Source organism: Nostoc sp. ChiQUE02 (assembly GCF_034531305.2).
Classification (GTDB): Bacteria; Cyanobacteriota; Cyanobacteriia; order Cyanobacteriales; family Nostocaceae; genus Nostoc.
The window spans coordinates 1-21,263 of sequence record NZ_JAVRBN020000030.1; the positions used below are offsets into that span (position 1 = coordinate 1).

The 21,263-nt window shown below is 43.3% G+C and carries 18 protein-coding genes, 1 tRNA gene, 1 pseudogene and 1 other annotated feature; of the genes and pseudogenes, 5 read left to right on the forward strand and 15 right to left on the reverse strand.

The features are described from left to right. Positions 1-258: pseudogene (locus RM347_RS25125) on the forward strand (helix-turn-helix domain-containing protein); the annotation flags it as partial. 71 nt (positions 259-329) lie between these two features. Here RM347_RS25125 and rplL read toward each other — a convergent pair. From rplL to rplS, 8 genes are all read right to left on the reverse strand, one after another. Then, positions 330-719, reverse strand: coding sequence for a 50S ribosomal protein L7/L12 (rplL, locus tag RM347_RS25130; protein WP_322721091.1), 390 nt, complete (start codon positions 717-719; stop codon positions 330-332). 93 nt (positions 720-812) lie between these two features. Beyond that, complete coding sequence (rplJ, locus tag RM347_RS25135) at positions 813-1,427, reverse strand: 50S ribosomal protein L10 (RefSeq protein WP_322721090.1); 615 nt, start codon at positions 1,425-1,427, stop codon at positions 813-815. A gap of 63 nt (positions 1,428-1,490) precedes the next feature. After that, positions 1,491-1,658, reverse strand: a sequence feature (ribosomal protein L10 leader region). Positions 1,659-1,714: 56 nt separating this feature from the next. Next, a complete protein-coding gene (gene rplA / locus RM347_RS25140) occupies positions 1,715-2,428 on the reverse strand; it encodes a 50S ribosomal protein L1 (protein ID WP_322721089.1) in 714 nt (237 codons plus the stop codon). Between the two features lie 143 nt (positions 2,429-2,571). Continuing rightward, entirely contained in the window at positions 2,572-2,997 is a 426-nt protein-coding gene (gene rplK, locus RM347_RS25145) for a 50S ribosomal protein L11 (protein WP_069071558.1), read from the reverse strand. A gap of 6 nt (positions 2,998-3,003) precedes the next feature. Beyond that, a complete protein-coding gene (gene nusG, locus RM347_RS25150) occupies positions 3,004-3,645 on the reverse strand; it encodes a transcription termination/antitermination protein NusG (RefSeq protein WP_322721088.1) in 642 nt (213 codons plus the stop codon). Then, positions 3,645-3,866 carry a preprotein translocase subunit SecE gene (secE, locus tag RM347_RS25155; RefSeq protein WP_322721087.1) on the reverse strand — a complete coding sequence of 74 codons (222 nt, stop codon included), beginning with the start codon at positions 3,864-3,866 and terminating at the stop codon, positions 3,645-3,647. Before secE ends, nusG begins: the two co-directional genes overlap by 1 nt. Before the next feature lie 191 nt (positions 3,867-4,057). Next, positions 4,058-4,130: transfer RNA gene (locus tag RM347_RS25160), tRNA-Trp, on the reverse strand. A gap of 152 nt (positions 4,131-4,282) precedes the next feature. Continuing rightward, positions 4,283-4,645, reverse strand: coding sequence for a 50S ribosomal protein L19 (gene rplS, locus RM347_RS25165; protein ID WP_229463194.1), 363 nt, complete (start codon positions 4,643-4,645; stop codon positions 4,283-4,285). Positions 4,646-4,798: 153 nt separating this feature from the next. On the opposite strand from rplS, the gene RM347_RS25170 reads away from it, so the two are divergent. Continuing rightward, positions 4,799-5,743 carry a glycosyltransferase family 2 protein gene (locus RM347_RS25170; protein ID WP_322721086.1) on the forward strand — a complete coding sequence of 315 codons (945 nt, stop codon included), beginning with the start codon at positions 4,799-4,801 and terminating at the stop codon, positions 5,741-5,743. Between the two features lie 169 nt (positions 5,744-5,912). Here the strand turns inward: RM347_RS25170 and RM347_RS25175 are convergent, their stop codons facing one another. Beyond that, the gene (locus tag RM347_RS25175) at positions 5,913-10,175 is read right to left on the reverse strand and encodes a DUF4347 domain-containing protein (RefSeq protein WP_322721085.1); all 4,263 of its coding nucleotides are present in this window, start codon (positions 10,173-10,175) and stop codon (positions 5,913-5,915) included. A 515-nt stretch (positions 10,176-10,690) separates the two neighbouring features. Here RM347_RS25175 and RM347_RS25180 point away from each other — a divergent pair. Further along, positions 10,691-11,749, forward strand: coding sequence for a glycosyltransferase (locus RM347_RS25180; protein WP_322721084.1), 1,059 nt, complete (start codon positions 10,691-10,693; stop codon positions 11,747-11,749). A 116-nt stretch (positions 11,750-11,865) separates the two neighbouring features. Here the strand turns inward: RM347_RS25180 and RM347_RS25185 are convergent, their stop codons facing one another. After that, positions 11,866-12,525, reverse strand: coding sequence for a hypothetical protein (locus tag RM347_RS25185; RefSeq protein WP_322721083.1), 660 nt, complete (start codon positions 12,523-12,525; stop codon positions 11,866-11,868). A 345-nt stretch (positions 12,526-12,870) separates the two neighbouring features. Here RM347_RS25185 and RM347_RS25190 point away from each other — a divergent pair, with 345 nt between their 5' ends. Then, a complete protein-coding gene (locus tag RM347_RS25190) occupies positions 12,871-13,401 on the forward strand; it encodes a hypothetical protein (RefSeq protein ID WP_322721082.1) in 531 nt (176 codons plus the stop codon). Between the two features lie 8 nt (positions 13,402-13,409). On the opposite strand, the gene RM347_RS25195 is transcribed toward RM347_RS25190, so the two are convergent. After that, positions 13,410-14,237: an ABC transporter permease gene (locus tag RM347_RS25195; RefSeq protein WP_322721081.1), complete on the reverse strand. Its 828-nt coding sequence runs from the start codon at positions 14,235-14,237 to the stop codon at positions 13,410-13,412. Positions 14,238-15,021: 784 nt separating this feature from the next. Between RM347_RS25195 and RM347_RS25200 the strand changes: the two genes are divergently transcribed. Further along, positions 15,022-15,561, forward strand: coding sequence for a DUF3172 domain-containing protein (locus tag RM347_RS25200; RefSeq protein ID WP_322721080.1), 540 nt, complete (start codon positions 15,022-15,024; stop codon positions 15,559-15,561). 171 nt (positions 15,562-15,732) lie between these two features. On the opposite strand, the gene RM347_RS25205 is transcribed toward RM347_RS25200, so the two are convergent. The 4 genes from RM347_RS25205 to RM347_RS25220 all read right to left on the reverse strand — a co-directional run bounded on the left by RM347_RS25205 (position 15,733) and on the right by RM347_RS25220 (position 20,994). After that, on the reverse strand, positions 15,733-16,569 hold the full coding sequence (locus tag RM347_RS25205; RefSeq protein ID WP_322721079.1) for an AMIN domain-containing protein: 837 nt from the start codon (positions 16,567-16,569) through the stop codon (positions 15,733-15,735). Positions 16,570-16,654: 85 nt separating this feature from the next. Further along, positions 16,655-17,164, reverse strand: a complete 510-nt coding sequence (locus tag RM347_RS25210) for a hypothetical protein (protein ID WP_322721078.1) — start codon at positions 17,162-17,164, stop codon at positions 16,655-16,657. A gap of 4 nt (positions 17,165-17,168) precedes the next feature. Continuing rightward, a complete protein-coding gene (locus RM347_RS25215) occupies positions 17,169-19,367 on the reverse strand; it encodes a cation:proton antiporter (protein WP_322721077.1) in 2,199 nt (732 codons plus the stop codon). 337 nt (positions 19,368-19,704) lie between these two features. Continuing rightward, a complete protein-coding gene (locus RM347_RS25220) occupies positions 19,705-20,994 on the reverse strand; it encodes a cation:proton antiporter (RefSeq protein WP_322721076.1) in 1,290 nt (429 codons plus the stop codon). Between the last annotated feature and the right edge of the window lie 269 nt (positions 20,995-21,263).

The following is a 21,263-nucleotide window of genomic DNA, read 5'->3' on the forward strand; positions in this document are numbered from 1 at the left end:
GAATTAGAGCAGCTTTACAAACAAGCTAAAGATGGAATAGAAAGTCGCCAGTATCAGATTATATGGTTACTAGCGCAAGGAAAGAAAACAGAGGAAGTAGAGAAAATAACGGGCTACAGCAGGACATGGATTTATGCATTAGTAAAAAAGTATAACGAGTTGGGCATCTGCGGGATTGGCGATCGCCGCAGTGAAAATCAAGGGGCAAAGGTGTTGGTAGACGATATTTACCAAGCATTATACTATTTTTATCTGCAACATAAGACTCTACGAGAAAAAAAGGAGCCTAACTTAGGCTCCTTAATAAAAAAGTGGTAAGAGAATTGTGACTACTTAACAGTCACCTTACCGCCAGCTTCTTCGATGCGCTTCTTAGCATCTTCAGCGGCATCCTTAGCAACACCTTCTTTAACTGCCTTGGGCGCAGCTTCCACCAAGTCTTTAGCTTCTTTCAGACCCAAACCGGTCAATTCCCGTACAATCTTCAGTACGGCAATCTTCTTATCAGCTGGGACTGATTCGAGAACCACTTCAAATTCAGTTTGCTCTTCTACAGCTTCAGGAGCCGCAGCAGCGGCACCAGGGCCTGCGAACGCTACGCCAACAGGTGCAGCAGCACTTACACCAAAAGCTTCTTCAATTTGCTTGACTAACTCAGAAGCTTCCAGCAAAGAAAGAGTTTTTAGTTGTTCTAAAATGTTATCGGTTGTAGCAGACATTGATATAACTCCTGTAATTTTGATTATTTATTTGTCATAGGTCATTAGTCTTTAACTATAGACTTTTGACTTTTGACTGATGAACCACGAAGTCTATTCAGCAGCAGTTTCAGTGCTACTATCACCTTCAGCAGTGCTTTCGGTGCCGCTATCTTGTACAGCAGCAGTTTCGGTACTACCACCACTTTGCTCTTGGTCGGCCACAGCCTGCAAAGCGCGAGCCAGCGAACCAGGAACTTCGTTGATACCCACAGCAATCTTGGTAGCCAAGGAATTGATAGCCCCAGCAATTTGTGCAATGAGTTGTTCCTTAGATGGCAAGTCTCCTAGTACCTTGACATCAGGTTCTTTGAGTAGGCGACCTTCCAGCACACCACCACGAAGTTCTGTTTTCTTGGTGACTTTCTGGAATTCTTGGTACGCCTTAATTGCCGATGAAAAATCATCTTTTACCAGCAAAAAGGCGGAAGAACCATTGAGCAATTCCGACAAAGGCTGCCATTTTTCATCGTCTTTGATAGCAATGCCCATTAAGGTGTTCTTCGTCACCTTACAAACAGTGCCACTGGGACGTAACCGCCGCCGTAAGTCTGTGATTTCTGAAACTGTTAGCCCCTGATAGTCAATTACCAGTGCCAGAGTTGACGCACTCAAAGTTTCTTTGAGGTCAGCTACTATCTCTTTTTTATTTTCTAGTGTTCTACCCATTCCAATCTCACCTCCTTAAAACAATCGGGGAAGTGCCCTAGTTATGTGTTTTTTCTCAACCTGAACCCAAACAACAAACCCCAGCTAACTTAGCCGGGGTTGAGTAGTAAGACTCGTGATGCCATAGTTATCACACCTTTGTGGGTGGTAATTCTGACAATTAGAGTTTTAACCTCGGCAGGATATTAAGTTATTAGCACCTGCTGTCTCCGGCTTTGCTTATTTAATTTTGTCATTTGTCCTTAGTCATTTGTCCTTTGCCTTTACAAATGACTAATGACTAAAAATTAACTTGCTTGGCTCAGTTTTAAATCTCTTAGGGCACTGATATCAACTTTAATTGATGGCCCCATAGTGGCTGACACATAAAATGTGCGCCAATAACGACCTTTAGCTCCTGAAGGACGGTTACGGTCAATCGTCTCCTGCAATGCCTTCAGGTTGACTAACAAATCTTCGGGCGAGAAGGTTGTCTTACCAAACATAACATGGACAATACCAGTTCGATCGGCCCGGAATTCTAATTTACCTGCTTTGAATTCTGCGATCGCACCTGCTAAATCAAATGTCACAGTTCCACCCTTGGGCGATGGCATCAAACCACGCGGCCCAAGCAACTTACCCAGCTTCGCTACCTGTGGCATCACATCGGGTGTGGCAATCAGCTTGTCGAAATCCATTCTACCTTTTTGGATTTCGTCAATCAGTTCTTCTGAACCGACTAAATCAGCACCAGCGTTGCTTGCTTCGTTTACCTTTTCGCCTCTGGCTATCACCGCCACCCGGACAATTTGTCCTGTACCCTTGGGCAGTGCTACCGTTGTCCGCAACTGTTGGTCTGTATACTTGGGGTCAATTCCCAGCCGGATATGGGCTTCAGCAGCTTCGGTAAATTTAGCTGTTGCTGTGTCTTTGAGAAGGGCTAAAGCCTCTAAAGGATGATAATCCTTATCTTCTACTTTTGCTTGCAGTCCCTGCAAACGACGCGATATTTTTGGCATTTTGTTCTCCTGGGGTAATTCCGAAGCTTTGCCTCTCCCCCGATAATTTTTAGTTATTTGTCCTTTGTCATTTGTCCTACACTGCGGAAAGCCGCTAACGGGTCTATGTCATTTGGTTTTTACTAATGACCAATGACCAATGACTAATCTGTGACTGTTATGCCCATATTTTTAGCCGTTCCTGCCACAATCTTCATGGCCGCGTCTATATCGTTGGCATTGAGATCGGGGAGTTTCGTTTGGGCTATTTCTTGCAATTGCGCTTTAGTAATTGACCCAACCTTCTTTTTGTTGGGTTCATTCGAGCCTTTTTCAACTTTCGCTGCCTTCCGAATCAGCACTGATGCTGGTGGCGTCTTGAGTACAAATGTGAAACTCCGGTCTTCAAAAACCGAAATTTCTACAGGTATCACCATTCCAGCTTGATCTGCTGTTTTGGCGTTGTACTCTTTACAAAACATCATGATATTGACGCCATGTTGACCCAAGGCAGGGCCCACTGGCGGTGCTGGGTTGGCTTTTCCAGCATTCAAGGCCAGTTTAATGACCGCCACTACTTTCTTCGCCATTTGTATTTAGCTCTGTTTCTCTACCTGATTAAATTCCAATTCTACTGGTGTATCCCTGCCGAAAATTGAGAGCAAGGCTTTGAGCTTACTCCGTTCTGGAGACACTTCAATTACCTCGCCTTCAAAGTCTTTAAATGGACCAGAAAGCACCATTATCTTATCACCAGTAGCCATGTCAATTTTAAGAACTGGCTCCTGTTCGCTGGTTTGTTTGAATATGCGTTCGACTTCTGAAGAACTCAGCGGTATTGGGTTCACATGACCGCGACCCTTACTACTACCACGTTTTTGTTCTGAACCGACAAAATTAATTACATGGGAGGTGTTTCGTACCACCTGCCAGGTATCATCATCCATCATCATTCGCACCAGCACATAGCCAGGGAAAACTTTTTCTTCTGTATGCTGCCGACTGCCATCTTTGCGGATTTTTACCGCTGGCGTGTGCGGAATTTCCACCTGGATAATTTTGTCAGCTACATCAAAAGTTTGAATGCGTTGCTCTAAGTTAGTCTTTACACGCTTTTCACAGCCTGAGGCAACCTGCACTGCATACCAGCGTGCTTCTTTTGACGCTGCTTCTGCTGTTTCTGCTGTTTCCTCCGACTGCAACATTGAGTTGCGCGGTTCATCTGTTGCAAAAGTCATCAGAACACCTGTTTGGCTGCCCAAGCAAACAATCCATCGACCAAGTATATCAAAGATGCGGAGAGTGCCACCATTAACAAGACAGCGGCGGATTCGCTCACTATCTGTTTTCGACTAGGCCAAACTACTTTTTCAAGTTCTTCTTTGATTCCTTGTATGAAGTTACCAAAGCTAAACCCATTTGTAGTTTCTGGCAATTCTGCTTCACTTTTTTTGGCCACGACCGTTTATTCCCCCGTTTCTTATACAGCTATACCTTAGTTAATTGTCATCCAAGTTTGCAGTTTCGACTCTATTTCACTTACTAGAAGCAAAACAACTGCAAATACAATAAGTTTACCCGAAATTATTAGCGCTAACTGCTATATTAGCAGCTGCGTAATTATTTCGGGCTTTGTTTTTTGCTCTTGAGCGCGCCCTGGAGGACTTGAACCCCCGACATCAGGTTTTGGAGACCTGCGTTCTACCAACTGAACTAAGAGCGCACAAGCTGTTTTTGTTTCAGTCATTGCGCTGAACTAAATTTCAGTTTAACGCAATATGCGATTTCTATCATACCTCAATTTTGTCGGGGAAACAAGTCAGCGGCAGATGCCGCTTGAGGCTTGAGATTTCTCCCATATTTTTGAAGGACGAATCACAAAGGGCGGTCAAACCGTTGCTTGATCCGAGTTGCCTTACCTACGCGATCGCGGAGATAATACAGCTTAGCACGACGGACTTTACCACGACGTAATACCTTGATGCTGTCAATCCGGGGAGAATGCAACAGAAACACACGCTCGACGCCCACACCTTGAAAAACCTTACGGACTGTAATAGTTTCATTGATGCCACCATTGCGCTTGGCAATTACTACTCCTTCGTAGGGTTGTACGCGGTATTTATCGCCTTCCTTGATTTTCACTCCCACTTTTACTGTGTCGCCCACATAAATGTCGGGCAGATTTGATTTTAGTTGTTCCGCTTCAATCGAGCGGATAATCTCTTGAGCGCTCATAGTCTTTCTGTCTGCTTAAAAAAATCTCACGATCATCAATGATAAATCGATAATCCTATTTCAGTCTACTTGTTGAGATTGATAATTTTACTGATACAACAGCGTAAAGTTCAAAGCTATATTGCAGAATGCTGTAACACAGGGGTGAAATTTATGAAATTTAGCGTCGTTATCAGTACCTATAATCGCTTGAACTTGCTGCAAAGAGCAATTGATTCGGCTCGTAACCAAACAATCGAGTGCGAGGTGGTTGTTGCTGACGATTGTTCTTCTGATGAGACCCAAACCTATCTCAAAAGCTTCGGGGACAAGGTTGTTTATCATCGTAACGAGGTGAACCTTGGTCATGCAGCAACGGTAAATGCTGGAGTTGCCAAAGCTAGCGGCGACTGGATTAAGTTTTTAGATGATGACGACTATTTAGCGCCCAACTGCATAGAAGAAATGGCAAAGGCGATCGCACTTCGTCCCGATGCTGTAATCTGCTCTTGTGTCGCTGCTCAGGTGGATGGCAATGAAGTTGAACTCTCTCGCACCCCCCAAGTTGGCCCCGGTTTAGCTTTTTATATCCCACAAGCCGATATTCACTACGGTATGCTCTTAGAGCTTGTACCCTTTGGCACACCTGTACAAGTAGCTTGTCGGCGTGATGCTTTCCTGCAAACTGGTGGTTGGGACTCTACACTCGATGCTAACTGTGATGATATCGATTCCTGGATTCGGATTGCCCAGTTTGGAGATGCTATTTTCTTCAATCAGTGTCTTGCTTACCGGACTATCTGGCCCGGTGCTTATAATCAAAAGTTTTCTTTGTCTCGGCGGTTGGCGACAAATATTTTGATGAAGGAAAAAATTTACGCCTTGGTAAATGAGCAACATCGCTCAAAGATTCCTTTGCTTCAAGATATCAAAAATTACCTGAAACTCCATTGGAGTTTAGTAGCACTGAAGCAGAAAAATCTCAAGAGTTTTCTTTCAATGATAGACCCGTCTATACTTTCTCCTCAGTCTTGGAAGTTTTTGCTCACTGCTGCCTCATCACGCCGTTCTCAGGGAAACAATTCTCAGGTTCGTAAACTTGTGTTGATTGAGTCCTAATTTTTTAAGCGTTGGCGATGGTTTTTGCTATTAAAAACTTAGCATTTACGGAAATTAAGAAGTAAATAATACCAATTTGAAAAAGAATACAACACTTGGACAAAACCCATCTGCAACCCTCTTCTTGCTGAGGGCAGGGTTGCAGATAGGGTAAGGAATCTTCTGAGTCCTAGACGATGACGTTAGTACCAACTACCAGATTTGTCGCGGTAAAATTATCCAAAATCGCCAAGGTGTAAGAATAATTAGCAACGACTTTAACTAGTGTAGAAGTATCCGATTGCACAAATTGTAGGTTGCCATCTAAGATGGGATTGCTGCCAGTGTAGCCCAGACTCTTAAACACGTCAGTAAGGACTAACTTATCCTGGCTTTGATTAAAGTCAGTGATTGTATCATTGGCATCAAAGGTTTGGTAGATGAACTGGTCACGACCGCTACCGCCAGTTAGGATATTGTAATGTGTACCACTACCACCAACAAGGATGTCATCGCCAGCACCACCAATGAGGGTATCAGGTTCGCCAAAAGCACCAAGCAGGGTATCATCGCCAGCACCACCAATAAGGGTATCGTAACCGCCCAAGAAACTACTCCGTAGTAAGTCGTTGCCACTTTTGCCGTCGATGCGGTTATAAATCCCCTGACCATTAATCACATCATCAGAGTTGTCAAAGCCATTGACATTATTATTGATTAGTCCATTGAGAAAGGTGACTGTGTTTTTGTTGAAGATGGTGCTTTGGGTAGAGTTGGCATTGAAGACATCAAAGCTGTCACGAATGCTGCTTTGCCCATCAAACAAGATATTGCCGACGGTAGAGAGGTTGTCTAGGTTTTCCAGGGTAAAGTTTTGCAGGATAACTTTGTCATCAGCTACCCCTTCAAAAGTGATTTCCAGATTGTTATCATTCTGGGTGAGTACCAGATTTCGGGCAGTCAATCCAGCACCTTGGAATTTGAGGGTATCCAATTCGCTAATGATCGCTGCCGAGGGATTTGAGCCTTTACCTAGCCCACCAAAATCGGTGATGATATCAATACCGTCACCTAAATTGTAAACAAATTTGTCTTTGCCGCCGCCACCAGTTAAGATGTCATTACCTTTATTACCTGTGATAGTATCATTCCCGGCTTGAGCGTTAATTATGTCATTATAATTATTGCCCACTAGATTATCAGCGCCATTGGTTCCATTCAGCCCGTTGAACTCTAGGGCACCAATATCAACTGTACCCTCAGATATTCTGTCAAATCCAGCGCCGCGTTGGTCGGTGGTTATACCTGCTGGAATTAGAGCATTATTGCCTGCATTAATAGCGGGACTATCCCCAATTAAGGCATTAGTAAAGGTTGCACCGTCATTATTTTGCAGGGGGCTGAGTCTGGGGTCGATAGGATTGGCGTTGGTGCCGACGAGGGTGCTGGTAGTAAAGCCAGTGCTATTAGTGTTATCGCCAATCAGGTTATTGCCGAGGTCGGTGAAGTTTCCTTTAACGTCGCTATCATCTAAGTTGCCTGCAATGATGGTATTTCCAACGATAACAGTGCCATCAGATTCATTGAAAACACCCGCATTCTCAGCATAACTCCTGTAGCCACCTATTGCCTTGTTATTGGTAATAGTGTCATTGGTGAGGGTAAGAGTGCCGCTGTTGTTATAGATGCCACCGCCCTTAGTATCTACATTATTATCAGAGATAGTGCTGTTAGTCAGGCTAAAAGTACCATCGTTAAAGACGCCACCGCCGTCTGCTGCCCCATTACCAGAGATGGTGCTTGCCGATATATCGGCAATGCCTGAGTTATAAATTCCACCACCATAGGACGGGTAGGGGTTAGGAAAACGGTACGCCAGACCTTCGGCATATGCCGTATTATTAGAGACAGTGCTTCCCATTATCTTGAGGATGCCTGTATTAAATATGCCGCCCCCGTAGGCATTGAACGATCTGTAGATATATGCCCTATTACCAGAGACAGTACTATTAGTCAGGCTGAGAGTGCCTGTGTTAAATACACCACCGCCTAATGATGACCCTTGATTGCCAGAGATAGTGGTGTTGGTCAGGTTGAGGTTGCCTCTGTTAAAGATGCCTCCTACTGCTCCCTGATTGTCTGAGACAGTGCTATTAGTCAAGTTGAGGCTGGCATTGCTATCGAGGAAAATACTGCCATATATAAGATCATTAGCATTGGCAATCTTCAAGCCATCAATATTGACATCTGTCCCTGTCCCCGTAATCTCGAATACACTGAAAGCATTATTGCCGCTAATGGTTAACTTAGATGCTCCAGTTCCCACAATGCTTACATCATCAGTAATCGTCAGTTGACCAGAAGTAAGGCTGATAATATCTGGGGTAGCATCAGTGAATACGCTGCCTGCAAAGGTAATCGTATCTGCCCCAGCAGTTGCATTGGCATTCAGGAGTGCCTGCCGCAACGACCCTGCCCCAGAATCGTTGGTATTAGTCACCACTGTATCTGTGTTAATAGGTAGTGGGGCAATCGGTGACTGGACTTCATAAGCACCAATATCAACTGTACCGCTGAAAATTCGGTTAAATCCAACACCTCTTTGGTCAGTAGTGACATTAGCTCCAACTAGAGAATTATTGCCTGCGTTAATGGCGGGACTACCAGCAAGTAAGGTATGAGTTAAAGTCGCACCACCGTTATTTTGCAGCGGCCCAAGTTTTGGGTCAATGGGGTTGGCGTTAGTGCCGACTAAGGTGCTGGTGGTAAAATTAGTGCTACCAGTCTGATTACCAATCAGGTTATTGCCCGAATCTTTGAAAGTGATGCCGGACAGGTCGGGGTTGATATTCCCGGAGCTAGATTTGTCGAAGTTGCCTGCAATAATGGTGTTGCCCACAACGGTGAGTGGGTACTTGTATATCTCAGGCTCACTATTGAAAACGCCACCACCGTTACCAACACCATCGCCATTTGAGTCACCAGTGTTATTGGTAATCGTGCTGTTGATGAGGCTAAGGCTGTTAAAGTTATAAATGCCACCGCCATCCTTTAATGCCTTATTGCCAGAGACAGTGCTATTAGTCAGGGTAGCTGTACCGATGCTAAAAGAAACATTAATTCCTCCGTTATAAATGCCTGCACCGTTGTTCGCCGTATTGTTAGAGACAGTGCTATTGGTAAGCTTTAAGTCGCCTTCCGTATAAATGCCGCCACCGATGGAGGTTGTCGTATTGCCAGAGACGCTGCTTTTAGTTACGTTGAGGATGCCTTCCGTATAAATGCCGCCACCGCTGGAGGTTGCTGTATTGTCAGAGACACTGCTTTTAGTTAGGCTGAGGATGCCTTGATTAGCGATACCGCCGCCGCTAGAGATTGCCGTATTGCCAGAGACATTAGTATTGGTAAGCTTAAGGGTGCCTTTGTTATTGATACCGCCGCCGCTGGAGGTTGCCGTATTATTAGAGATATTACTATTGAACAGACTAAGAAGGGTATTGTTATTAACCAAAATACCGCTATCATTACCGTTAGAAATTTTTAAACCATCAATACTGACATCTCTCCCTAATCCCGATATCTCGAATACCCTGGAGGCATTATTTCCACTCACTGTGAGGTTCGACGCCCCAGTGCCCAAGATAGTAACATCATCGGTAATTGTCAGTTGCCCAGAGGTCAGGGTAATTACATCTGGCGTAGTATCGCTGAATACGCCCCCAAAGGCGATCGCATCATTTCCAGCAGTCGCATTGGCTAAGTTAATTGCTTCCCGGAGTGTGGTAATACCGTTGTTCGCATCACCATCATCTGCGTCCCCGGTATTATTCACGGTAAACGTTGCTAGTACTCCTGCGTAAGCTTTACGCGTCGTTTCTGCAAACGCTAAACTCACTTCCATATCACTGGTGCGTACTTCCAGTTCCCAATTACCTCTTAATGCTGCATTGCCTATCAACTGACGCGAAGCGGCAATATTCGCTCCTGTAAGTTGGTGCAGTTTGGCAATAAATTCTGTACCCACATCACCAGAAGCTACATTGCAACCATAAATGAGTAAGTTTACTATAGATGTTGTAGCAGATGGAACTAATGATTTAGCAGTTTTGGACGAGGTGGAAAATATCTTCTGCCATTGTTGCAGTTGCTGGCTATTGGATTCGAGGGAATCGAGTCCCAAGTGAGTGTTACCCAGTTGCAAGCTACCGGGGGCACCGTGGCAAACAATATGAATGCTGCTAAGATTCTGGTCAGCACGAGTCGTCAAAATCTCCGTAATTTGCTCAACACCGTTCTTTGTCTGGTCAATAACGAATACTTCGGTGTGGGGGATAACACCGTTAATTAAACTCTGATAGTCTTCAACTGCCGTGTCGATGAAGACCAGGTGAGGTGTATATGATGTGGAAATTACTGTATTTAATTGGAAGTGTGGAGTTTGTAAAGTTACCATTTTGTTACTTCAAGATAAGGTTATGAGGTCAACTCAAACTGACTGAAGCTTTGTCTTTACTGGGTTTTCACACAATTACTAACAATAGTAATGAATTATTTATTACTAGATAATTTCTTTTTTATCATCAGGCAAATTGCTGTTTTTGTAAAGCTGCTTCGGCCTAGATGACTGGGAACTCAAAAATCAAAAGAATCGTATTCATATTTCTGCTGTGCTGTACTAGAGTCAGATGCCTGGGTATTGGCTCATGCTGACCGTACCAATTGGGGAATAGCAAAGCGACTGAAATAGCAGATTCAGCCTTCAGAATTTTGGAGTTTTACCCCGATTTATCGAGCCGTTACTGAATAAGTCTTTAAGCTAAGTAACTGATTAGAAGCGCTGTTAGTCAGTAGCAAGTGGTCAATTTTACACGCTACTGGCTACTTTTGAGTTGTCACTAATAACCTCAATGATTATGTTGATTTACACTCAGTTACTTATCTTTATTTTTTATACACATCTCAAAGATTATGCGAATTATACATATTTTGAACCACGTTCAAGAAATAGGTAACGGTATTGTGAATGTGGCTGTGGATCTGGCTTGTCTACAGGCAAAATCTGGTTATGAGGTAGCGGTTATTTCTGCTGGTGGTGAATACGAGGCTTTACTAAATAGTTATGGTGTCAAACACTACCAATTAGACCAAAGCCGGAAACCGATAAGTATGATTAAAGCAGCTAGGCGTTACCGAGCGATCGCAGCTGAATTTCAGCCGGATATAGTTCATGCCCACATGATGACAGGAGTCATCCTAGCACGCATTTTTAAAGGACACAAATATGCCTTAGTTTCCACAGTACACAACGAATTTCAGCGTTCTAGCCTGCTGATGGGTTTAGCTGACAGGGTAATTGCTGTGAGTAAAGCTGTGCAAGATTCGATGATTCGGCGTGGTATCCCAGAAAATAAGTTGCGGGTAGTATGTAACGGAACTTTGGGCAGTCCCCGCACCCGACAGATAAAAGATTATCAACCTTTACCATTACAGCATCCAGCGATCGCCACCGTAGCCGGAATGTATCAACGTAAGGGAATTGCTGAGTTAATCGCTGCTTTTGAACAAATTGCCTCAGATTTTCCCCAAGCTAATCTTTATTTGGTAGGAAATGGCCCTGATAAACAGCTATTTGAGGCACAGGCACAAGCAACTTCTGTAAAAGAACGTATTCATTTTGAAGGCTTCCAACCAGAACCTCAACGCTATCTGATATCTTGTGACATATTTGTGCTGGCTTCGCACCGTGACCCTTGCCCTCTGGTACTTTCGGAAGCTAGGGAAACTGGAACCGCTATCATCGGTACTCAGGTAGACGGGATTCCTGAAGCTTTGGACAATGGGCAAGCGGGTCTTTTGGTGCCAGTAAAAGATAGTAATGCTTTGGCTGTGGTCTTAGTACAATTATTGAGTAATGCCGAGATGCTGCACGAGTGGAAACAACGGGCAAATCAAAACCTAGAGCGGCTGAGTGTTGCCCGTGTCCATCAGGAAACACTGGCAGTGTATCGTGAGTTAATTACAGAGTAAGGATATTGGGCACAAGAGGCAGAGGGGCGGGGTGCGGGGAGCAAGGGGGAGAGGAATTTTCCCTCTGCTCCCCGCTCCCCTGCTTCTTCCCCAGTCCCCAATCTCCCGTAACAGCATTAACAGTGTAGCGATCGCTTTAATTTTAAAGCTACACCTAAAGCGCCAAAGACTAGTACACCCAAAACATTAGTTGATTCCGGAATCGCGGTGTAATAAGCAGCCACTCTGATCGGCCCATCTTTATCCTGTACATCTGCTGGTATTGGTGGAATGATTCCACCACCTGGCGCTAGATTAGGCAGGGTAGCGAATGGATTATAAAACAGGGTTCCATTTGGAATCACGCCACCACTAAAAGTGATAATACTACCATCAATGGTAATGTCTGTAAAAATATCCTTTAAATCAGAGTTAGTAGAGTAACCAATCTTCCCATCTCCATTAACATCTCCCCACTGTACTGGTTCATTATCAAATGGTGGAGTAGAATTCGGATTACTATAGGACAGCGTTTTTAAATCAAAAACCAAACTATTTATATCGTACCCGGTGGAATTTAGAAAGTTATTAGCTACATCTGGAACACCATATTCTATTACTTGGCCTGGTAGATAGTCTGTAAGGATTCTTGGGCTTTTCGTGTCGAGTATGTCTTGATTTTTAGTCGTCACAATGGGTTCTACAAAAATGAAGGCTCTCGCTGGTGTCCAAGACAAAAAACTGATTCCTACTGCTCCTAGAACAGACAAGGCTATTTTGGTTGTGATTGTAGTCATATTTGTGTCCTTTTCATATTGGTTAACAGAATGCTATACCGCTTAGGTTAAATCAAACAGCAAAAACTCACTTTGAAACTGCTATCTACCTGCTAGATAAATAGTGGTTAATGTGTGCTTGCTCACTGAGTTGATATCTACCCATAGGTTGATTTATAAAGCAATTCTTGTAATGCTTTATCACGATAACTAGTAATTTCACGCAATCTTTATAAAAAATCTAAATTAGAACTTATGCGTTGACAGATTAGACAATATGTGGCTCATAAATAATTATTCTTAATTCTAATGAACCGTGGTTCATTACTGTCTTAACTGTGAGCTACGTACTAGGCTTGATATGAAATGGTTATAAGATTTAGAGACTATAGCAAACGGCTTTCTGATTTTGAGGAAGAAATTTTAGTTCGTTGTCCCCAATGCGATGCCTACGGCGGGCTGCGCCTACGCACTGCCAAGGTATTAACTGTAAACTCTGAGCAATCAAGTCCCAGTTCAATCAAAAGAATTACCTGTCAGCACTGTAGCTATACAAAACAACAGTCAAATGCTGCCAAACGAAAATCTGCACTGCGATTGTGGCAGAACAATTACATGGCTCAAAGAAATTCCAGCTATGGAATATTAGACCATTTTTTTGGCTTGCCCCTGTGGCTACAAACCTCTTGTTGCGGTCAGGTGCTTTGGGCGTATAATGAAGCACATTTGAACTTCTTAGAAAGCTATGTTCAATCAAGGTTGCGAGAACGCCTGGCAGATGACACTTTAGGCTGGCAAAATGGCAGTCTTGCCAGTCGCTTACCTCAATGGCTCAAGCTTACACAGCATCGGGAAAAAGTTTTACAGAAAATTCAACAGTTAAAGCACAGATTGTAATGAAGGCTTTAATCCTGTTGATGAGCAAATTTATAACCACCCCATAGAGAAAGAGCAATCGCGATCGCCAGCAAAATCGGTATGCTGTACCAAGGAAACTGGGATAAGGGTAAATAAGCCGCTGCACGCAGTCCGATGCTGGCGTAGGTCAACGGTAACAGGTAAACTACGACTTTGAGGGCAGCTGGTAATGTTGCAGGGTCAAAGAAAGTTGCTCCTAAGAAGGACATGGGGATAATTATAAAATTGTTGTAGAGTCCGACTGATTCGAGCGATCGCACACTCAACCCCACAATCACCCCTAACCCAGCAAATACCGCACAATTTAGTACCACCAACAGTAGAAATAGTGGGTTGAGAAAATTCCAGTTTCCAGTCAACAGCAGCGCGACTAAAATCACTGAACCGGAAGTCATCAACCCCCGCACGACTCCCGCCAGCATTTTTCCAATGTGCAACGCTAACGGCTGTATAGGAGTTAACAACAATTCCTCGAAGGTTTTGGTAAATAGTCTGTCTCCACAAATCGAAAATGTCGTTCCACCAAAGCTAATCGTCATCGATGATAGCGCCACCATCCCCGGTAATATGAATTCCAAATAGTTGTCATAGTTACCACTAATTCCTGAACCTGGTTTGATGGAACTACCCAAACCCAAACCAAAAGCTAAAATATATATCAGTGGAGATATTAAGCCTGATGCAGCAACTTGTACGATTCTTACACGTAAATCTAACCAATCTCCCCAAAAAATAGTCAGACTATCAGCTAGGAGAAGTTGAAGTTGCGAAGTTTTGAACCTCTTGCCCGAAAGTAGCGCTCTTTGAGATGTCACGTGCTTTCAATTACTTATCAAAATTTGATTAAGTGTTAATTTACATTGTTTGACACATCAATTACTAGGGGTAACAAAAATATCTCATCCTAAAAATTGAAAATTAACAACAAAAGCTAGATAATCTCAGCATTTTGACTGCATTAATTGTGAAAATTTAATTCAGGCTATCTGATAATAATCAAAAATATAGGAATCCGATTTGATTTCTGAAAAAATCTAAGTATCTGTAGGGCGTGTTATCGCGTAGCGGAACGCACCAAAGCCTTCGGACGGTGCGTTATGCCTCTGGCTAACGCATCCTACGTATATTTCAAAAATCAAATATGAGTCCTATATGATATAATTGGTAAATATAAATCCATCAAAAATTAATGTTAAGTTAAACAGCACAAAATTCATGCATAAGTAATAACAATTGGTTAACGAGCAAATAAAGAAGAATACTCACAAATTATTTCAGACAGAAACAAAAAGCGATCAACTTAAAATTCTGTCCAGATATATAAGCCTGCAAGAATGAATTCAAATATAAACAATGTTAAATTGATATTGGCTCTTAGTAAGTGGCTCTAGCCCTATTTTCAGTGTTAGAGCCGCTTACTACCAGGCTTTAATTATTTACGCCCACTAAATTATCTAGATAAGTTCCTATTTTTCTCATATAACAAGAATATCGCACAGAAAGTCACAGGCAATTACAGTCAAGACTAGGCATACTGAAAAGAGGGAGAAAACTTTAGACTACTCCCTGCTAAATCGGCGTGAAGGTGATTAAGCAACAATGAGACGTAAACCGACTGGTAGATCGACTACTACTTCTAAACCCTCTATTTTCCAATCCCCTATGTTTAACCTCTTCACCATCGCAATTATGGGAGGGGTGTTGATTTTGGGAATTGGGATTGGCATTGCTTTTAGTTCTACAACCACTTTGACTCCATCAAATGTGGCTTCTCGTGAATTCATTGACACCAAAGCACCAAACCCTGAGATTTGTGTGCAGTACGGAGCCAGCGCGATGGTGATGGACGCTAGACTGTTCGTCACTCTCAACCCCTTCAATGTCTATGTTGCCCAACCCAGTATGCGTCCTGGATGCGTGATCCGACAAAATAACTGGGCGCTTTTAGAGAATCGTAAGCTGGTGACATCCGATCAGGTAAGAGATTGCAAAAATCGCCTGAACACCTTTGGCTTCACAGGGAACTTGGACAGTGACAAACCTGATATTAGGTGTATATATCAGAATGAAGCTGCTCAAAACTTCTTCACGGCTCAACCAGGAGCAGTTGGAACACCCCAGGAAACGGACAGATTTTAGATTTGGAAATGGGGCATGGGCCACTTGTACTGAGCGACTCGTGCCGAGCGTATCGCTAAAGCGAAAGCTCCGCTAACGCGTAGCGTCTCGCAGAGAAGCCGAGGTAAGCCGAAGTATTGGTTATTCTTTCTCCCTCTGCCTCCCCTGCTCCTCTTCTTTTCACCCCAGTCCCTATCTAGTTTTAGGAAGAGGTTGACCAAACTCGATCACCTGGGGTTCGGGAACATTGGGGACTGTTGGAACTGGAAATTCTGACATCCCGAAAGGAGGAATGCTATTTAAATTACCGGGTTGATTTGGGAAAGACGGAGGGGGAAGAATCAAAGCAGGTTGTTGAGAGGATGTATTCGGAGTTGGGGGAGGTACAGTGACAAAAGGCTGCCCTGAATTAGTAGTAATTGTTGAGGGCAGTTCATTGGATGGAGGAGGAACTGTGAGTAAGGGCGGTTGTGGATTAGTAGTAGTTACGGGTAAATTAGGCGGCTGTGACTTATAAAGTGTTTGAGGTTGTTTCTTGGGTGAAGGTGGGGAGTTTCCTGGTTTCACGGCAGTAGTTTTACCAGAAATAACCGAACGTAATACCCAGCGAGTGGAGTTTTTTCGGGAAACGGGTTGCAGTTGTACCTGTTTGGGATTAAAAACAGTCCCTGGTGCTAAATCTAGGACAATGCGTGTGTCGCGATCGTTCAGTTGAGAAACGCGAATGCTTTTGATTGCTCCAGAATAATTTTGTTGTGTGGTAACTTTGCCCAACTTAGTATTTGGTAAATCTACAACCAGACGAGAGGGTTGGGCCAGGTAGAAATAATGGGGGGTTGTGCCTGCTGAGAGATTTATTTCGAGTTGTTGTGTCTTGGGGGAAAAACGCCAATTATTTAGCTTTGCCACTGGTGTAGCAGCAGTAGTGGAAGTTTCGAGGGCGATCGCTGCATAAAAGCCTAATAGACTGATACTAAATAGCTGCTTGCGCCATTGGCAAAATTGTTTAGTCTTTAGTCCCTGATCCATTCTTTTTATCTGCTCCATAAAACTGCGCTGACATTGCTGTTTACTTCGCGCTTCCAATTCCTATCCCCAACCCCCAGGAACCAGTTCAATGGCTGTTTAACTTCTGAGATTTTTCCTGAGCTTTTTGGGGCACAGCAGTAAATTTCAGAGTTTGTGGGATGCCATTTACGGCTAATTGACCGGTCATACTACCTTTATCCACAAGTTGCATTTGAATTGTGACTGACTTTAGAGGATCATTTTGGGGGCGAGGAATATTACAAAGGATTGATTTGCCAACTTTCCCAGATAAATTTAACTGTTGATTTCTGAAGATGCCTGCCAGAGAGTGCTTTTCGTCAGTATCGGCGTTAGCGTTTGCTGGTAATACAGAGGCATTTAAGTAAATACCCGACTGCTCAATGTTTAACGTCAGGGTATCCGATTTTTCACAGTTCGGCAAATTCTCAGCCAGCGTTAGACGATATCGGCCGTTAACTGGAGGAGGAGCTTTGAGATTGTTTTCCCCATAAACGCTGACAGTTTTAAACAACACTAGCACTGAACTTATTGCTACTCCGTAAAAAACTAAAGATTTGAAGTTGAAATGATTCATAATCTCAACTCCTCAATGTTGGCTCTTGACTACTAACCTCAGGAAGCATGGAAGCTAGATGAGCGGAGACTTGACTGTAACGGCGGGTAATCAGCAGGGAGGAGCGGCATTGGATGGCTAGTTGATCTGTATATCTACCCAAGGTTTGACGTTCGATACCCCAAGTACGGCTGGTACCAGCAATTGTCAGGTCTACACTTTTTGAGGCTTCGACTACAGCTTGGATTGGATCTGGAGCTTGGACAATTTTAATTTCTATGCGATCGCGTACACTGCTCGGTAATTGCTCTATCATCATGTCCAACTCATAACTCAATTCATCCTTGAGGGGATTTGGTAAAACGTGTAAAATCTGCAACATACAAGTTTCATGATTAATTAGCAGTCTGAGCGCCAGTATCAGTGCCAAATCATCATGGATATTTGCAGAATAAGGCACTAATAAGCTTTCTAAGCGATCGCTTCCCCGGTCTACAAATACTGCGACATCAACTGGGGCACTGGTAAGAATTTGACCGACTCTTCCACCTAAGCGATTGCTACTAAAAGCTGGGCGATGCCATCCCACGAGAATTAAATCAACTTGGTCTAGTGCGGCAATCTGTGCTGTTTCCCGTGCAACATTGCTGGATATACGAACGATGGGATGCACATAAGAGCGTGTTTCTAGTGGTTCGAGAGTATTAATCAATTCTTCTAGCTGTTGGCGGCGCTGGGCGATTAATCGGTCTGCTTCAACTGGGGTACTTTCAAAGGCATAGTCTTCTTCAAATTCAATCAGGCTAAGAGGGTTAACAACAGCGGGATGTCGGTAGTTAAGAGCGATCGCTACTGCCAACTGTACCAAACCTTTTTGGGTACTCGGATTAGCTACTGGCACCAAAATTCGGTAGGGACGAACGTAAGTTTCACTTCCAGCAGTGGTCTCTGTATCTATATCACCTATTTCTGCTTCCGACTCCGGTTCCATGACATCTAACCTGATCAGCTTCTTCGGATATGTCCATTCCAGCAGTGGCGAGGTCATGAATGTAGTTACCAATGCCATAATTACCAGCATGGTAAATATTAAGGGGGAAATTACCCCTAACTCTAGACCAATATTGAGCACTATCAGTTCGGTCAAGCCGCGAGTATTCATTAACCAACCGAGTGCCGAAGCTTCCCGTTTACTAATGCCACTGACACGAGCCGCTACATAAGTGCCAACATATTTACCTGCGATCGCCACTCCTAAAACCAACGCACACAAAAGCCATAATTCTGGACGGTTGAGCAAACCAATCTGCGTCCGTAAACCACTGTAGGCAAAAAATATTGGCAGCAAGAAAATTAGGACAAAATCTTCGGTTTTTACTGCCAATTCCCGCACTAAATCTTCATTTTTGGGCATGGCTGCTCCCAGTAAAAATGCCCCAAAAATTAAGTGAATACCAATTAGTTCGGTGATTAGTGCCGACGCAACCACTGCCATATAAATCCCAGCTAGCAGCAATTGGCTGAGGCGTCTCGCACGAAGGTAGTGTTTGGCAAGGCGTTGGAGGAACCAACGTCCCGCCGTCAACATCAAGCCGATATAAACTATGCTGGCGATAATTGTGGGTATCGCACCAGCAAAGTCGCCAGTCCGAGCAACTGCGATCGCTACTGCTAATAGACACCAGGCTGTCACATCATCCACAGCTGCACAAGTTAATGCCAACGTTCCTAAACGCGTTCCTTGTAAATTGTTTTCAGTAATGATTCGCGCTAAGACTGGAAAGGCAGTAATCGACATCGCTGCCCCTAAAAACAAGGCGAAAGCGGTAAAAGATACACTTGCATTGGAAACTAGAGGATAAAGGATCGCCGCTAGCAATGTTCCTAAAGAAAACGGCACCAAAATGCTGACATGAGAAGTTAAAACTGCTACTTCTAATTGTCCGCTGAGGTATTTAGGATTAAGTTCTAGCCCAATCAGAAACATGAAAAATATTAGTCCCACCTGAGACAAAACATTTAGAAAAGGAAAAGTTTCTGGTGGAAACAAGGTAACTGCGACATCGGGAGCAACTAAACCAAATAAAGATGGGCCGAGCATAATCCCAGCGACAATCTCACCAATTACCAGCGGTTGCTTAATAGAACGGAATCCTAGCCCTACTAGCCTTGAAAGTCCAATAACAATCAGTACCTCAACCAGAACGAGAATAACTATGTGCATGGTTTCCTCACAATTAACTATCTGGTTTCTCTAAGATGATTCTTTAAAAGACTGGAAAATGTCAAGTTTGTCAGATACACCCAAGAGTAATTTGTGCTTTGTTGTCATGTCAATTGCTGTTACGATGCAGTTGCAGCCGTGAAACATGAATTTTGATGATTTTAGGAGCTAAATGTAGAATATGTTCCCAATTACCCATCTCAAAAAAATTAGGTAATAGGCAGTCAGTTTGTAGTAGCGCTTAAACGCCACTACAAACTATTTAGCGGTGATAGCCAGAGTCAAAGCAGAGAATTTTACCCAATTTATAGGTAATTAATTTTATATTTAAATTTGCTTAAGCGGAAGATTTATCATAGCTTGTACCTTGCAACAAAAAGGCAATCAGTGGTGATGCCATGAGGGTAGTAATGACTGCCATAATCACCATGATAGTGAATAAAGTCGGGGTAATTATACCTTGCTCCAAACCAATATTGAGGATGATTAACTCCATCAAACCACGAGCATTCATCAGAGCGCCGATAGTTGCAGATTCGCGCCAATTCTCGCCGGCCAATTTTGCAGCCAACATACAAGCAACACCTTTGCCAAGAATTGCGATCGCAATAATTAAGAGCGTAATTCCCCACAAAGTAGGTGTGTTTACCAGCGCAATTTGAGTGTTCAGTCCAGAGAAGACAAAAAATATTGGTAACAAAAAAGAAGTAGTTAAAAACTCCGTATATTGGCGAATTTGTTGGGCAAATTCTCCGCGTGGTGTCACTGCTCCCAGCACAAAAGCACCGAATATTGCATAGATGCCTGTGACATCGGTAAACCATGCACAAAACATCAAAATTATCAACATTAAAGTTAGGGTTTGTCTGTTCACACCTGCATCGCGTTTTGTCATGCGTGTGAACGCTCTCAGTAGAGGTTGACCGAGAAAAATCGCAAATAGCACGTAACAAATGCCACCACCAATTGCTAATATGGCAATGCTCAGAGAATTTTTCACACTAGCAAGCACGATCGCCAGTAAACACCAAGCAACTGCATCATCTACCGATGCTGCACCTAAAGCCAAAGTACCGAAGCGGGTTTGTGCAAGACCACGTTCGTAAAGAATGCGAGCTAACATTGGAAAAGCCGTAATTGTCATCGACGCACCTAAATACAAAGCGGCTGACCAAGGCATGACTTTTGGTTGAAAGAAATCACCATTGTGATAAAACCAAAAAGAAGCGATCGCTCCTAAAAGAAAGGGAGTGATAATCCCAGCAGCAGATAGCAAACTTGCACTTTTGATATGGTGTTTCAACAGTTTGGTGTTGAACTCCAAACCAATCAAAAACATATAAATTACCAACCCAATCTGGCTGATAGCATATAAAATCGACATCGATGGATTGGGTATCTTGAGTCCTACAGCAGTGATGATGGGAAGCTTAGGAAACAGCCATTGCTGAAAATCTGGTGCAATCAATCCTAAAAGTGATGGCCCTAGCATTACACCTGCAATCATTTCGCAAACAACATCGGTTTGACCAAGATAGCGGCGTCCTAAAATCGTGACGATGCGACACGTGGCTAAAATAACTGTGAGTTGTAGAAATAGCTGAATAACTAGATCAAAATTTGACATTGCACCACCTTAATTTACGTCTCTGCATTGAAAAATTTTCCCACACTCCAAAACTTGTCCTGTTTTTCTCATACATGACTATTACATCAGCACAAGTGCCAATTTTGGAAACACAATATTAGGTGTTTTTTATTGGATGAGATTAGCTAATTGACATTCATGTTGCATGTTGAAATAGAATTTCCGCCAAGGGGTCAGAAATCAGGAGCCAGGAGCCTTTTTTATTTTGACTCCTGGCTTATGACTCCCAGAACTACGGGGAGACTGCA

Bases quoted from the DNA above. Each gene is read 5' to 3' on its own strand.
- rplL (WP_322721091.1), bottom strand. From the start codon at position 719: ATGTCTGCTACAACCGATAACATTTTAGAACAACTAAAAACTCTTTCT.
- rplJ (WP_322721090.1), bottom strand. From the start codon at position 1,427: ATGGGTAGAACACTAGAAAATAAAAAAGAGATAGTAGCTGACCTCAAA.
- rplA (WP_322721089.1), bottom strand. From the start codon at position 2,428: ATGCCAAAAATATCGCGTCGTTTGCAGGGACTGCAAGCAAAAGTAGAA.
- rplK (WP_069071558.1), bottom strand. From the start codon at position 2,997: ATGGCGAAGAAAGTAGTGGCGGTCATTAAACTGGCCTTGAATGCTGGA.
- nusG (WP_322721088.1), bottom strand. From the start codon at position 3,645: ATGACTTTTGCAACAGATGAACCGCGCAACTCAATGTTGCAGTCGGAG.
- rplS (WP_229463194.1), bottom strand. From the start codon at position 4,645: ATGAGCGCTCAAGAGATTATCCGCTCGATTGAAGCGGAACAACTAAAA.
- RM347_RS25170 (WP_322721086.1), top strand. From the start codon at position 4,799: ATGAAATTTAGCGTCGTTATCAGTACCTATAATCGCTTGAACTTGCTG.
- RM347_RS25175 (WP_322721085.1), bottom strand. From the start codon at position 10,175: ATGGTAACTTTACAAACTCCACACTTCCAATTAAATACAGTAATTTCC.
- RM347_RS25180 (WP_322721084.1), top strand. From the start codon at position 10,691: ATGCGAATTATACATATTTTGAACCACGTTCAAGAAATAGGTAACGGT.
- RM347_RS25185 (WP_322721083.1), bottom strand. From the start codon at position 12,525: ATGACTACAATCACAACCAAAATAGCCTTGTCTGTTCTAGGAGCAGTA.
- RM347_RS25190 (WP_322721082.1), top strand. From the start codon at position 12,871: ATGGTTATAAGATTTAGAGACTATAGCAAACGGCTTTCTGATTTTGAG.
- RM347_RS25200 (WP_322721080.1), top strand. From the start codon at position 15,022: ATGAGACGTAAACCGACTGGTAGATCGACTACTACTTCTAAACCCTCT.
- RM347_RS25205 (WP_322721079.1), bottom strand. From the start codon at position 16,569: ATGGATCAGGGACTAAAGACTAAACAATTTTGCCAATGGCGCAAGCAG.
- RM347_RS25210 (WP_322721078.1), bottom strand. From the start codon at position 17,164: ATGAATCATTTCAACTTCAAATCTTTAGTTTTTTACGGAGTAGCAATA.
- RM347_RS25215 (WP_322721077.1), bottom strand. From the start codon at position 19,367: ATGCACATAGTTATTCTCGTTCTGGTTGAGGTACTGATTGTTATTGGA.
- RM347_RS25220 (WP_322721076.1), bottom strand. From the start codon at position 20,994: ATGTCAAATTTTGATCTAGTTATTCAGCTATTTCTACAACTCACAGTT.